This window comes from Hymenobacter sp., assembly GCF_036388155.1.
GTDB lineage: Bacteria > Bacteroidota > Bacteroidia > Cytophagales > Hymenobacteraceae > Hymenobacter.
This window is the reverse complement of record NZ_DASVSI010000005.1, coordinates 28,772-42,774: the sequence shown is the minus strand read 5'-3', so window position 1 is coordinate 42,774 and position 14,003 is coordinate 28,772. Positions and strand designations below refer to the sequence as shown.

6 protein-coding genes, 1 tRNA gene and 1 pseudogene are annotated in these 14,003 nt (G+C 61.9%); 5 read left to right on the top strand and 3 right to left on the bottom strand.

Translation table 11 applies throughout. The features are described from left to right. A pseudogene (locus VF629_RS00795) lies at positions 1-854 on the bottom strand (glycoside hydrolase family 92 protein); the annotation flags it as partial. A 310-nt stretch (positions 855-1,164) separates the two neighbouring features. On the opposite strand from VF629_RS00795, the gene VF629_RS00790 reads away from it, so the two are divergent. Beyond that, the gene (locus VF629_RS00790; RefSeq protein WP_331056534.1) at positions 1,165-1,410 is read left to right on the top strand and encodes an HNH endonuclease signature motif containing protein; all 246 of its coding nucleotides are present in this window, start codon (positions 1,165-1,167) and stop codon (positions 1,408-1,410) included. A 51-nt stretch (positions 1,411-1,461) separates the two neighbouring features. On the opposite strand, the gene VF629_RS00785 is transcribed toward VF629_RS00790, so the two are convergent. Next, positions 1,462-1,533: transfer RNA gene (locus tag VF629_RS00785), tRNA-Arg, on the bottom strand. Positions 1,534-1,776: 243 nt separating this feature from the next. Between VF629_RS00785 and VF629_RS00780 the strand changes: the two genes are divergently transcribed. Continuing rightward, positions 1,777-4,194: an outer membrane beta-barrel protein gene (locus VF629_RS00780; protein WP_331056533.1), complete on the top strand. Its 2,418-nt coding sequence runs from the start codon at positions 1,777-1,779 to the stop codon at positions 4,192-4,194. Between the two features lie 69 nt (positions 4,195-4,263). On the opposite strand, the gene VF629_RS00775 is transcribed toward VF629_RS00780, so the two are convergent. Next, positions 4,264-5,601, bottom strand: a complete 1,338-nt coding sequence (locus VF629_RS00775) for a Pycsar system effector family protein (protein WP_331056532.1) — start codon at positions 5,599-5,601, stop codon at positions 4,264-4,266. A gap of 196 nt (positions 5,602-5,797) precedes the next feature. Between VF629_RS00775 and VF629_RS00770 the strand changes: the two genes are divergently transcribed. The 3 genes from VF629_RS00770 (at position 5,798) to VF629_RS00760 (ending at position 13,739) form a co-directional block, all read left to right on the top strand. Further along, positions 5,798-9,787: a metallophosphoesterase gene (locus VF629_RS00770; protein WP_331056531.1), complete on the top strand. Its 3,990-nt coding sequence runs from the start codon at positions 5,798-5,800 to the stop codon at positions 9,785-9,787. Positions 9,788-10,460: 673 nt separating this feature from the next. Continuing rightward, on the top strand, positions 10,461-11,771 hold the full coding sequence (locus tag VF629_RS00765) for a M43 family zinc metalloprotease (protein ID WP_331056530.1): 1,311 nt from the start codon (positions 10,461-10,463) through the stop codon (positions 11,769-11,771). Positions 11,772-11,921: 150 nt separating this feature from the next. Next, the gene (locus tag VF629_RS00760) at positions 11,922-13,739 is read left to right on the top strand and encodes a GEVED domain-containing protein (RefSeq protein ID WP_331056529.1); all 1,818 of its coding nucleotides are present in this window, start codon (positions 11,922-11,924) and stop codon (positions 13,737-13,739) included. Positions 13,740-14,003 lie beyond the last annotated feature (264 nt).

Here is a 14,003-nt window from a genome sequence, read left to right as displayed (position 1 = left end):
TTGATTTTCTCGCCGGCCACGGTGCCGAAATCGAAGTAGAGGCGCAACTGGCGGCCGGCCTGCTCGGGGAAGTTCTTGGTCTGGTCGAAGCGGCCCCAAAAGCCGCGGTACACTTCCTTGGGGTCGTATTTGCGGGCGCCGGAGGTGTTGAAGGGCTTCGAGAACTGCATGGCGAAGTACTCGGTGCGGGTGCGGCCCCAGCCGGTGGTTTGGCGGTAGCCGGTCACGAGCGAGTCGTTTTCGATGCGCACGTAGCTCCACACGTTCTTGTCCGGGTAGTTGTAGATGCCGGCCATTAGGTCCAGGATGACGTGCGCCTGCTCAGATGCCGGAAACGTATATTGGTGGAAGCCCACGCGGGCGGTGGCCGTGAGCTCGGCGGTGATGTTGTGGTCATCGAGCTTCACCTTGTAATAGGCAGGCTCTGCTACCTCATTCTTATGAGAAAAAGCGGAGCGGTAGCCGCTCTGGGGCCGGTCGGCGGTGCCGGGATTGAGCTGCAGCGGGCCGGTGGTGGGCATGATGAGGAAGTCGCCTAAATCGGAGTGCCCCGTGCCGCTGAAGTGCGTGTGGCTGAAGCCGACGATGGTTTTGTCCTCGTACTTGTAGCCCGCGCAGTACTTGTAGATGTCGGGGTTGTACTTGCCGTTCAGCTCGTAGCTCAGCGTGTCGGTATCGGGCGAGAGCTGGACCATGCCAAAGGGCACGGTGGCGCCGGGGTAGGTGTGGCCCATCTTCTGCGTGCCCACCATGGGGTGCGCGTACTGGACGAGGTTTTCGGGGGTGGAGGTGGGGCGCTTCTGGGCGAAGGCTGAAGCTGCGGCGAGGAGTAGCAGGGGCAAGAGTTTCTTCATTGCGGCAGGTCGAATTGACTGGCAATATCCAGTAATTTGAGCCCTGAATAATTGCCTGCATTGCGGCGCTGCTACAGCCAACGCGAAGTATTGCTTCCGCTCCTGTTCCAACCGCGTAAATGGGAAGGCATTTCCCAGTCGCCGGCGCAATGCGCGCAAATGCAAGCATTGCGACATTGCTCTTTCGACCAGGCGCACCACCTGCGACAGTTGCAACCCCAGTTTCGTTGATTGGCGAACGGTGTCGCTGCACCAGCTTCGAGCCAAAGCGCTGCAACAGTATGCCGCGCAAATTCGCAGCTTGGCCCGTATGGCCTACCGCAAATCAAGCCGGCCCAAGCAATGCGCAATTTGTGGATACGCTGTACATTACGAAGTGTGCCACATCAAGCCCATCAGCGGGTTTCGGGCCACCGACTCTGTGGCGGACGTGAACGAACTCGCTAATCTGGTGGCGCTGTGCCCCAATCATCATTGGGAGTTCGACCACGGGCGGTTGTCGGCCGCGGCAGTGGGGGTAGCCGCGTCTGGCCTCACTGCCCGCGTAATTGAGTAAAAAGGCTGCTTTCGATTCGAAAGCAGCCTTTTTAACGCATTGATAACCAAGTAGCCACGAGCAGATTCGAACTGCTATCAAGCGTTTAGGAAACGCCTATTCTATCCCTTGAACTACGCAGCCAGTGATAATTGCCACAAAGGTAAGGCATCTGGTAGGGGAGGCAAGCGCCTTCGTTTGGAGAACAGCTAGGCCGCCGGGGTACAAAACTGGTTTCTAGATGCGCCCGCATTCAAGCATTCGCAAAAATCATCGGATGCCCTTGTAACGATTTGCTCGAAGGCCGGTACCCCTGCCAATCTGCTCGCAGCCCCCTTCGGCCAGCGAAAGTAGAAATGCCTCACCTTCTTTTCTGCAAAGCGTCTGATGCAACACCTTTACCTGCTGGCGTTTTATCTATTAGCCCTTGTTAACCATGCCCACGCTCAGGCCGGCGTCCGCCTCAGCGGCCAAGTGCTTGACGAGCAGCAGCGCCCCGTGGAGTTTGCGCCCGTTCTCCTAGTGGGCAGCCCCGACACCGCCACCGTGATACAGGCCGTGGCCACCGATGTGCAGGGCCAGTTTGCGTTGGAGGGCGTAAAGCCAGGGCCGTACCGCGTGCGCGTGCAGGCCCTCGGCTACCGCCCCGTCATCAGCCCTACGCTGACGGTCGGCACCGAACCGCTGGCCGTGGGCGTCCTCACCGCCGCCACCGAAAGCAAGCTGCTCAGCGAAGTGGTGGTGCAGGGCGAAAAACCCGTGGTGGAGCGCAGCCTGGGCAAAGTGACCCTGAACGTGACCAACTCATTCTTCAAAACCGCCCCCAGTGCCCTCGATGTGCTCCGCCGGGCTCCTGGCGTGCGCGTAGACCCGCTGGGCGCCATTCTGCTCTCGGGCAACGTGGCGCCGGTGGTGTACGTGGAAGGCCGGCAGCTGCCCCTCACCGCCGACGAGCTGCAGAACCTGGCCACCGAAGACATCGAGCAAGTAGAAATCATCAGCAACGCCTCGGCGCGGTACGACGGCGACACCCGCGCCGTCATCAACATCCGGCTGAAGCAGGACAAAACCCTCGGCCTGCAGGGCAGCGCCTATGCCGGCGGCACGCTCAACCGCCGCTACGGCGGTTACGAAATGGGCAGCAGCGGCACCTTCAAAACGCGCCACTGGGTGCTGTACGGGCAGCTGGGCTACTTCGAGCGCAACCAGTACCTGGAGGGGAGCGGGCGGCGCATTGTTCGGGATGCGGCCAGGCAGCGTACGTTCGATAACACGCTGTTTCAGCGGTTTCGGCGGTGGCCGTTGTCGTATCAGTTCGCGGCCGATTACGTGCTCAGTGCCAAGCAAACCGTGGGCGTGTTGGTGCGCGGGCTCGACAGCCGCCAGCGGACTTCCACCGCGGGCACCACTTTCCTGGCAACTACCGATGCCAGCGGCCGGCTCGTTGAGGACTACCAATTGCCGGGCAGCACCCTCGCCCGAGCCCGGCCCGGCAACGTGGTGGTCGACGTGAGCTACCGCGCCAAGTTGGGCCCGCAAGGCGACGAGCTCCTGGCTTACCTCGACTACGCGACTTATCGCAACGAGGAAGCCCAGGACGTGCGCACCACGTTTGCTTCGCCCAACCAAAACCCGCTGCGTTTTCCGGCGCTGCTGCTCGGGGACTTGTCCTCGTCCACCCGCATTCGCTCGCTCCGCACCGATTACAGCCACGCTCTCGGCGAGGTGAAGCTGAGCGTCGGCGCCAAATTCGTGCGCACCTCCACCGACAACGCTCTGCTATACGACACCTTGGCCGGCGCGGGCCTGCGGGTGCGAGACTTCTCGCGCAGCAACCAATTCCAATACGACGAGCGGATTGGCGCGGGCTACGGCGGCCTGACCGGTACCTGGGGCAAAAACACCGTCGACGCCGCTCTACGGCTGGAATACACCCGCTCGGTGGGCAACTCGCTCACGCTGGACAGCCAAACCACCCGCGCCTACTACCGCTGGCTGCCCAGCCTGCAGCTGCAGCACAAGTTCGACGAGCGGCACAGCGTGGCGCTCACGTTCAGTCGCAAGCTGCAGCGGCCGTCTTTCTCGGCGCTTAACCCGTTCCGGCTGTACGTGGGGCCTTACCAGTACAACGAAGGCAACCCGTTTCTGCTGCCCGCCATTCGCCTAAACACCGAAGTGCGGGTGGTGGTGAAAGACCTTGCCCTCACGGCAACGTACCAGCGCGGCCGCGACGTGCCCGCGCAGCTGCCCATTCAGGACGAGCGCAGCGGCGTGATTCGCTATACCTGGGCCAACCAGGACCTGACCGAACTTCTGTCCTTCGAGGCCACCGCGCCCGTCAAAGTCACGGCGTGGTGGAAAATGCAAAACACCCTCACCGCCTACCATTTCCGGACCGCGTCGGCCTTTGCGGGCAGCCGCTTCGACAACCGCGCGTGGACGGTGCAGTTCGACGGGCAGCAAGTGTTTTCGTTGCCGCACAAAGCGACGCTGGAAGTCAATTATGAATATTCCGGGCCCGGCGCCAGCCAGATTTACCGCACGCGCAGCTCCGGCACGGTGGGCCTGAGCCTGCAAAAGCCAGTGCTAAAGGGCAAAGCTACCGTGCTGCTGACGGCCAGCGACGTGTTCAATACCTACCGGGAGTCGTTTTACGGGCGCTATAACGGCATCGACGTGAGCACGCTGCAACTCCGCGACACCCAACGCCTGTCGGCCCGCTTCACCTACCGCTTCGGCCAGTCCACCTTCAGCCGCAAAAGCAGCACCACCGGCAGCGCCGAAGAAGAAGGCCGCGCTAGGTAGAGTAGTTGCTCGTTGTTAGTTGTCAGCAAGGCTCCTAACAACTGACAACGAGCAACTAACAACTGAAAATTAAGACTTATACAGCAGCACAATCATGAAGGAAAGCACCGTCAGAATGAGCCCGACCATGAACACAGAGTAGCTGGTGCGCAGCAGGTTGTACTTGCGGGCCAGCACCTCGCCGAGGTAGTACACGTCGGTCACCATGTTGGTGTAGAGGCCTTCTTTCTCGCGCATCAGCTCCCGGATGCCGCTCTGGAAATTGTCGAGGCTGAGCTTGGTGAAATTGCCGAAGAACAGCAGGTTTACCCGGCGGTTGGTGGCAATTTCGGGGCTTTTCTTCAGCCACTTAAAGCTCGTTACGTCGGGCTGGGCTGAAAGAATGGCCGTGACCACCGAGCCCAGCGAGGTGAGCAGCAAAATGCCCATGGGCACGGCCAGCACCGGGTTGCGGGTGAAGGCCGGCCCCAGCGCCGACGACTTGGCCCCCAGGTAGGTGATGATGACCGACAGCAACACGGCGTTGAGCTGAATCATCATGCCGGCCTTCTTATCGGCCATGTCCGAGAGCTTGATGTGGTTGTTGTACATCGTCCGGAACATCGTTTCCACGCCGCGCTTGGGGTCGGCGAAGGTTTCGGTGAGTTCCTCCTTCTTCTTTTTCTGCTTCTTTTCGCTCTTTTTGAGCTGGTCGCGCTGCGCGGCCAGGTTGGCTTTGAAGGCCTCGCGGTACCGGTCCTTGCCCGCTTCCGAGAGGTATTTGTGCTCCATCATGAAGTTGAGCTGCAGCTCGGCCCACTCGGTGTTGGAGTAGCTTTTGCCGAACACCAGCTCCCATTCGGTGCGCAGCAGCTCGGCGCTGGAGCGGAAGTCGTCGCGGGCCAGGTTGCTCATGTCGGCGTCGGCCAGCAGCTTTTGCAGCTCGGTTTGGGGCTCCTCGTCGCGGTGCGTCACCCGGATGAGCTCCTTTACCAGCTCCACTTGGGTGGCGGGGGCGCCGTGCTCGCCCAGCCACGTCACGGCGCGCTCCATGCTGCGGAATTCGTGGCCGTCGTACACGTCGAGGTAGCCCGTGTCGTGAAACCAGGCGGCCAGCAGCAGGGCTTCCGTGTCTTCGGGGCCCAGGTTGGCAGCGGCGGCCAGGGCGCGGCTCTCCTTCACCACGGCTTCGGTGTGGCGTAGGGTGTGGTAGGTGAGCCGCGGCTGCAACTCCTTTTCAAACAGCTCCGTGACGTGTGCTTGCGCTTCTTTTACCAGGGGCGAGGGCTTGGCTTTGGGCGGCTTTTCGGCGGCGCCAAGCTCGGCCGTAGCCAGGGGCGGGGCCGGTTCTTTGCCAACGGTTTCCGACGAAACTAGCGGCGTGGGCAGGCCAGTGGTTTCGACGGGTTCGGGGGTGATTTCTTTCATGAGAAGCGTAGCTACGGCCAGTCCATCCGGCGGGCTCGCCGGCTTTCAACGCGAAGCACCGACCGTAAGTTAAAAACCACGGCCTAACCGCATGGCCGCGCTTTGCGTAACGGGGCTATTCGTCTTGTCCCGCGGCGGTCGTAAATTTAAACCAATCCCCCGCGACGGGGTTCCTGCGCCCCCCATTTTCTGTTATATGTCCTTATTTTTTCGCTTTCGTCCCGCGCTGTCTTTGCTCTGCGCGGTTTTGGCGTTTCCTTTTTCTACGTTAGCCCAGAGCGGCGAGTCTGACCAAAATCCCCACAACTCGCGCCCCAACTACCGGCGGGCCGGCGTGGGGTGGGAGTCCAAGCTGCCGCCCGACAGCTCCCGCATTCGGTATTCGGTGTTCTTGATTGGCGACGTGGGCAAGCCCATTGCCCAGGAAAACGGCGGCGAGCCCTCGCTGAATTTTTTGCGCAAGCAAATCATGGTGGCCGGCAGCAAAAGCACCACCATTTACCTCGGCGACAACATTTACGAGTACGGCATGCCCGAAGAAGGCGCCTACGACCGCAAAGAGTCCGAGCGCCGCCTGCGCGACCAGATTGACGTGCTGAAAGGCTACAAGGGCGAGAAGTACATGATTCCGGGCAACCACGACTGGAAGCAGGGCCTGCCCGGCGGCCTCGAGCAGGTGCTGCGCGAGCAGCGCTACGCCGAAACCTACATGGCCAGCGACTCGACGGCTTTCTCCTACACCGGCGACTTCATCACGCCCAGCAACGGCTGCCCCGGCCCCTACGAAGTGCGCCTGCAAGACGACCTCGTGCTGATTACCATCAACTCGCAGTGGTTCCTGACCCGCCAGAGCGAGCGCCCCTACGGCTCCGACGGCGGCTGCGGCGTGGAGGACGAAACCGACTTCATGGCCCAGCTGGAGGACATCATTGCCCGCAACAAGGACAAGAACATCATGGTGGTGGGCCACCACCCGCTGTTTTCCGACGGCGTGCACGGCGGCTACTTCACGCTGGGCGACCATTTCTTCCCGCTCAGCATCGTTTACAAGTACGCGTTTATTCCGCTGCCCATCATCGGGTCCATCTACCCGTTTGCCCGCAAGTATGGCGGCGTAAGCCAGGACATTGCCCACCCTTCGTACCAGGCCTACAAAAAGGGCCTGATGGATATTTTCAACAAGTACCCCAACATCATTTACGCGGCGGGGCACGAGCACAACTTGCAGTATTTTAAGGAGGGCACCACGCACTGCATCGTGAGCGGCTCGGGCTGCAAAACCCAGCACGTGAAGCCCGGCGACGGCGGCGGGGCGTTGTTTTCGGACAAGGAGAAAGGCTTTGCCCGCGTGAATTATTACGACGACGGCCAGGTGTGGACCGAGTACTTCGTGCCCGAAGGCAGCGGCGAAAAAGCCCGCCTGGTGTTCCGCACCCCGCTCTACGCCAAGAGCACCAGCCCGGCCGTGGCCAGCAGCGACCCCGCCGCCCCCGTAACGCCCGTGGAAAAGCAACAAGCCAAAGAAGACGCCGTGGAAGCCGCGGCCTCGCAAGGGGCGGGGGCGCTGGTTTCGCGCCGCAACTTCCGCGACAGCAGCGTGGTGGTGGCCGTGAACCCCGCCTACAACGACCACGGCAAGCTTCACAACTGGCTGCTGGGCAAGCACTACCGCAAGGAGTGGGCCACGCCCGTGAAGTTCCCGCTGCTGGACCTGGCCACCGCCAAAGGCGGCCTGGTGCCCTACAAAACCGGCGGCGGCAAGCAAACCGCCTCCCTGAAAGTGCGCAACGAAGCCGGGCACAACTTCTCGCTGCGCGGCATCGACAAGGACCCCGCCGCCGTGCTGCCCGAAGCCCTGCGCACCGGCTTCGCCAAAGACGTGCTGCAGGACCAGATTTCGGCCCAGCACCCGTTTGCCTCGTTTGCGCTGCCCCCGCTGGCGTCGGCCGCTGGCATTCTGCACACCAACCCCGAGCCGGTGTACATCCCGCAGGACCCCTTGCTGGGGCAGTACTACAGCGCGTTTTCGAACAAGGCCGCAGCCCTGGAAGAAGACGCCAAAGACGACCAGAGCAACGTGGCCAGCCTGGGCAACGCCACCAACCTGGTGGGCACCGACAAGGTGCTCGAACGCGTGCTCGAAGACAACGACAACAAGGTGGACGAGGTGGCCTTTGCCCGCTCGCGCTTGTTTGACATGTGGATTGGCGACTGGGACCGGCACGAAGACCAGTGGCGCTGGGCCGAGAAAAAGAGCAAAGACGGCGACCGCACCTTCACGGCCGTGCCCGAAGACCGCGACATTGCCTTCTTCAAGGGCGACGGCGTGCTGCCGTTCATCATCAGCCGGCGGTTTGCGGTGCGCAACTTCCAGAACTTTGGCTACGACTACGCCGACTACAAGGGCCTGAACCAAACCGCCCTGGCCAACGACCGCACCTTCCTGAGCCGCGTCACGCGCGAGCAGTGGGTGGCCCAGGCCCAGTACATGAAGGAGCACCTCACCGATGACATCATCGAAAAGGCCTTCCGCGACCGGTGGCCCAAGGAGATTTACGACCTGCACGGCAAGGAAATCATCGCCAAGCTCAAGAGCCGACGCGAACTGCTGCCCGAAGTGGCCGCCAAATACGCCGACGTGGTGGCCGATATCGTGGAAGTGCGCGGCAGCGAGAAGAACGAGAAGTTTGTGGTGGAGCGCCTGCCCGACGGCAACACCCACGTCACGGTGCGCAAAATCACGAAGGAGGGCGCCTTGAGCAAAGTGCTTTACGACCGCGTGATTGAGCGCGGCGTAACCAACGAAATTCGCCTCTACGGCATCAGCGGCAACGACGTGTACGACGTGAAGGGCGACGCCAAGAAAGGCATTCAGATGCGCCTGATTGCCGGCACCGGCCGCGACACCATCACCGACGTGAGCCACGTGTCGGGCTCCAGCCACAAGACGTACGTGTACGACGCCGACACCGGCAACGTCATCAACGCCGGCAAGGAAGCCCGCCTGCGCCTCGAGCCCGGCGTGGACGTGAGCCGCTACGACCACCCCAAGCGCTTCGACCTGAAAGATTACCGCCTGAACTACACCGGCCCGGCCCTGTTTTTTGGCTACAACGTCGACGACGGCGTGCTGGTGGGCGGCGGCGTCACGCACCGCCGCTACGGCTTCCGGCGCGAGCCTTTTGCTTCCGAGCAAAGCCTGGTGGCCAACTTCGCCCCGGCCCGCGATGCCTACAACCTGCGCTACACCGGGCAGTTTACCCGCGTGTTTGGCAAGTACGACCTGCGCGTGGTGGCCCAGTACTACGGCCCGCAGCTGCTCTACAACTTCTTCGGTATTGGCAACAACACCGGCAACCTGGCCTTGCCCGACGAAAACCGCGGCCGCGTGACGGTGCGCACCGTGAACAGCGCCTACCGCGTGCGCTTCGACCGCCTCTACGTGGCGCCCACCCTGGAGCGCAACCTGTTCAGCTTCCTCAAAATGGGCTTTGGCCCGCAGTACGACCAGTTCCGGGTGTCGCGTAACCCCATCGGCGACGTCATCCGCGAAACCATTGGCGAAGACTACGAGGACCTGCGCTTCGGCGTGCGCGCGTCCGACTTCCAGCTGAACCGCTACGCCGGCGGCTTGGTGTATTTCAACCTCGACGCCAGCTCGTCGCCCAAGAACCCGCGCATCGGCATTCGCTGGTACAACGAGGCGCAGTACAACTTCCAGCTCAACGGCGAGAAGCTGCAGTTCGGCCGCCTCACCTCGGAAATCCGGGCCTACCTCACGCCCAATCTGCCGTTCCAGATTACCTACGCCGGGCGCATTGGCGTGGCCCACAACATCGGCGACTACCGTTTTTACCAGGCCAATACCTTGGGCGGCACCACCAACCTGCGCGGCTACCGCCGCACCCGTTTCGCGGGCCGCCGCAGCCTCTACGCCAACACCGAAGCCCGCCTGCAGCTGTTCTCCTTCAACGCCTACCTGTTCCCCGGCAAAGCCGGTATCCTCGGTTTGGCTGACTTTGGCCGCGTGTATTCCGGCAACGACGTGCGCACCGGCATCTCGGCTTTTCACAGCGGCTTTGGCGGCGGCGTGTACTTCGACATTCTCAAGCAAGCCGTCATCAACGCCACCTACTCGGTGGGGGAGGAGAAGCTTGTTTTCGTCGGGTTCGACTTCCTGTTCTAGACCCGTTTCGCCACTGGTTTCCCGCCCCTGGCCCGGTCCGACGCCCTAGGGTGTGTGGACATAAAGAGTCTTGAAAAAAGCCCGTCATGCAGAGCGCAGCGAAGCATCTCGCGTGCAGTAAGTAATTACTGGTGGCGGGCGAGATGCTTCGCTGCGCTCTGCATGACGGGCTCTTGGTTTGTTGTCTACACAGCTTAGGCGTCCGACCGGTTATCGGTAGCGCTTTCGAGAGGAAAGGCGCAGCAAACAATCGGTCGGATGCTCAAGGCGTCGGACCGGCAGGCACCCGCCGATTCTTAGGCCGCTGTAAGTTGCTTTTTTCATTCCGATAAAGCCTTTGGACTACGTTCAGAGGCTTTTTTTGCGCAGCAAGAAAGCAGTTAAGCTCTTCAGTTTGCGGTGAACCATTGAATTATGAAATTCCAGGGAGAATCATAAACTTTCCAGTAAAGCCCCCGCCGACCACAACGTCCCGGAGAGGGTCTGCGTAGACGCGATGCATTGCGAATTCATGCGGAAAATAGGGTTTTTGATTGTGCATATTGCAACCAAATTCGCCTTCCACTTCCGATTTGTTGCGATTTCGGCAGCTTTAGCGTTGTGGCTTCTTAGAAAAAATTCTCCTACATTGTCAGTCTGAATATTCCACACTTTTTCCCACCACATTTCATTTATGAACAAACTTTACGCTTCGGCGCTGGCCCTGTTGGGCTGCGCCACTCCGCTGTTTTCCCATGCTCAGGCTGGCCGTGCGCAGTCGCAGCCCGGCCGCGCCGAAATCCTTGAAAACCGCGTCGCTCCGGTGGTGAGCAACGACAACCCGGGCGGGGGGCGCAACTGCGCCACCATGGAGGTGTTCGAAACCCAAATGGCGACCGACCCGGCCATGTCGCAGCGCATGGCGGCCATCGAAGCCCAAACCAAGCGCTACATGTCGCAGCCCGCCATGCTGCAGCGCGTCACGGCCGGTACGCCCGTGGTGATTCCGGTGGTGGTGCACGTGGTGTACAACACCGCCGCCCAAAACGTGTCGCAGGCCGAGATTGACGCCCAGATTCGGGTGCTGAACGAGGACTTTGCCAAAACCAACGCCGACGCCAGCAAGATACCGGGTGCTTTTACCGGCGTGGCTTCGGCTACCAACGTGCAATTTGTGCTGGCCAAGCGCGACCCCAGCGGCCGCGCCACCACCGGCGTGCTGCGCGTGGCCACCAAAACCCGCTCGTTTAGCAGCAACGATGCCGTGAAGTCCAGCAGCAGGGGCGGCAGCAACGCCTGGCCCCGCGACCAGTACCTCAACCTCTGGCTTTGCAACCTGGGCCGCGGCCTGCTCGGCTACGCGCAGTTTCCCGGTGGCCCGGCTGCCACCGACGGCGTGGTGTGTCTGTACTCCTCGACGCCCGGCGGCGCGGCGGCCAACTACGATGGCGGCCGGACGGCCACGCACGAAGTGGGCCACTGGCTGAACCTGCGCCACATCTGGGGCGATGCTACGTGCGGCAACGACCTGGTGGCCGACACCCCCACCCAGCAAACCAGCAACGGCGGCTGCCCCGTGTTTCCGAAAGTTACCTGCAACAACCAGGGCGACATGAGCATGAATTACATGGACTACACCTATGACCGGTGCATGTACATGTTCACCGCCGGCCAGGCCAGCCGCATGGAAGCTCTTTTCGGCACGGGCGGCGCCCGCGCGTCGCTGCTCAGCTCGCAGGGCGGCGTAGCCCTGCGCAATGTGGCCGCCGCGCCCGCCACCCTCTACCCCAACCCCGCCGCCAACGTGCTGAACGTGGACCTAACGGCCACTGTTGCGCGCGGAGCCTCCTCGGTGCGCGTGTTCGACATGCAGGGCCGCGAAATGACCCAGGCCCGCTACAACGGCAATGGCCAGGTAGAAGTGGGCTCGCTGCCCAAGGGCCTCTACCACGTCCGCATCGCCAGCGGCGGCCAGGTGGTGAACCAGCGCTTCGAAAAGGAGTAACCCAAGCCCTGGAGCTGCAGTACTGCCCCTCCTGTTAGCAAAAGAGCTGCCCACCACGGGCAGCTCTTTTTACTTCTACTGCCTTCCTGAACGAATTCATTTTTCTTTTTCACTTTTCTACTAACCCCCATTCATTTCTTTTTCCACTGTATGAGAATAAACATTTACGCCGTCACGCTGGGCCTGTTGAGCTTGGCTTGCAGCACCACTCCCACCTTGGCACAGGATGCCAACCGCGCCGCGCCCGCCGGCAGCACAAGTGCCATTCCGCTGAAGCGCACCTGCGCCAGCATGGAAGTACTGGCGGCTCAGCTGGCCGCTGACCCCACCCTGGCCCAGCGCATGTCCGCCATCAACGCGCAGGCCCAGAAGTACGCGGCTCAGCCCGCCACGTCGGCGCAGCGGACCTCGGCCGTTACCCTCACCATTCCGGTGGTGGTGCACGTGTTGTACAACACCGCGGCCCAGAATATTTCCGACGCCCAAGTCGCCTCACAGATTGCGGTGCTCAACGAGGATTTCCAGAAGCTAAACGCGGACGCGGCCAACGTGCCGTCGGCTTTTGCCGCGGCCGCGGCCAACGTGAACATTGCCTTTACCCTGGCCAAGCGCACGCCGGCGGGCGCCGCCACCACGGGCATCGTCCGCAAGTCGACCACCCGCACCAGCTGGCCGGTGGACAACCCCAACACGGGGCAGTTCTACGAGTACATGAAGCGCAGCAGCGACGGCGGCTCCGACCCGTGGAACACCAGCCAGTACCTCAACCTGTGGGTGTGCAACCTGGCGGGCGGCACGCTGGGCTACGCGCAGTTTCCGGGCGGCCCGGCGGCCCTCGACGGCGTCGTAATTCGGACTTCGGCCTTTGGCAAGGGCGGTTCGGCGGCTGCGCCCTTCAACCTGGGCCGGACGGGCACGCACGAAGTGGGCCACTGGCTGAACCTGTTCCACATTTGGGGCGATGACGGAACGGCCTGCACCGGCTCGGACCAAGTATCGGATACGCCCAATCAAGCCGATGAAAACTACGGCGTGCCGACCTACCCCAACCCTTCGTGCTCGAACACCAGCGACATGTTCATGAACTACATGGACTACACCGACGACCGCGGCATGTACATGTTCTCGAACGGCCAGAGCAGCCGCATGAACGCCTTGTTTGCCAGCGGCGGCGCCCGCGCCTCGCTCAAAACCTCGCTCGGCGGCACGGCTCCGGGCACCACCACGCCGCCCCCCACCACGCCCACCTACTGCGCCAGCAAAGGCAGCAGCGTGGCCTACGAATGGCTGGACCTGGTGCAAGTGGGCAGCATCAACCGCGCTTCGGGCGCTGATGGCGGCTACTACAACGGCACGGCCCTGAGCACCAGCGTGGCGGCCGGCTCCACCTACACCCTGAGCTTCTCGACGGGCTACGCCGGCAGCGCCTACACGGAGTACGTGAAAGCCTACGCCGACTGGAACCAGAACGGCGTGTTCACCGATGCCGGCGAGCTCATCGTGTCGGCGGCGGGCAGCACTTCCGCCGCCACCCGCTCGGCCAGCTTCACGGTGCCTAGTGGTGCCAAGAACGGTGCCGTGCGCCTGCGCGTGGTGCTGAGCGACGCCAGCGGCACCACCAGCTGCGGCAGCTACGGCTACGGCGAAACCGAAGACTACACCCTGAACGTGGGCGGCGGCGTGGCCCGCACCGAGGGCAGCGTGGCGGCCCGCCAGAGCGGCCGCCCTACCGGGCAGTACACCTTGTTCCCGAACCCGGCCACCGATGTGTTGCGCATAGCCCGCCCCGTGGACGCGGACCTGGAGCAGCCCATCAGCGTGCGTGTGTTTGACCTGCGCGGGGGCGAAGTACGCGGCCTGACGTTTGCCGACGGCCAGTTGAACGTAGCCGCCTTGCGCGCCGGCATTTACCTGCTCACCGTGAGCGACGGCCGCACCACCACGCACCAGCGTTTCGTGAAAGAATAGCGCCTGTCATCCGCATCCTGTTGCTTTCGAAAAGCCCCGGCTCTACAGTCGGGGCTTTTTTTGATGGCATCGACTGGGCCTGTTGTTAAGCTTTTGTCAAAAAAGACTAGCTCGTTGCAAAATCCTTTGAAACAGGCCGGGCATTTGTTGAAAAAGTTTTAAACTCAGCAATTCATAGGCATTCTGTTAAAAACAGATTAAACCTTGGTTTATTGCTGTTTTAATAAAATAGCGGTAACTATGGTGGACTGTTTTACAAAATTC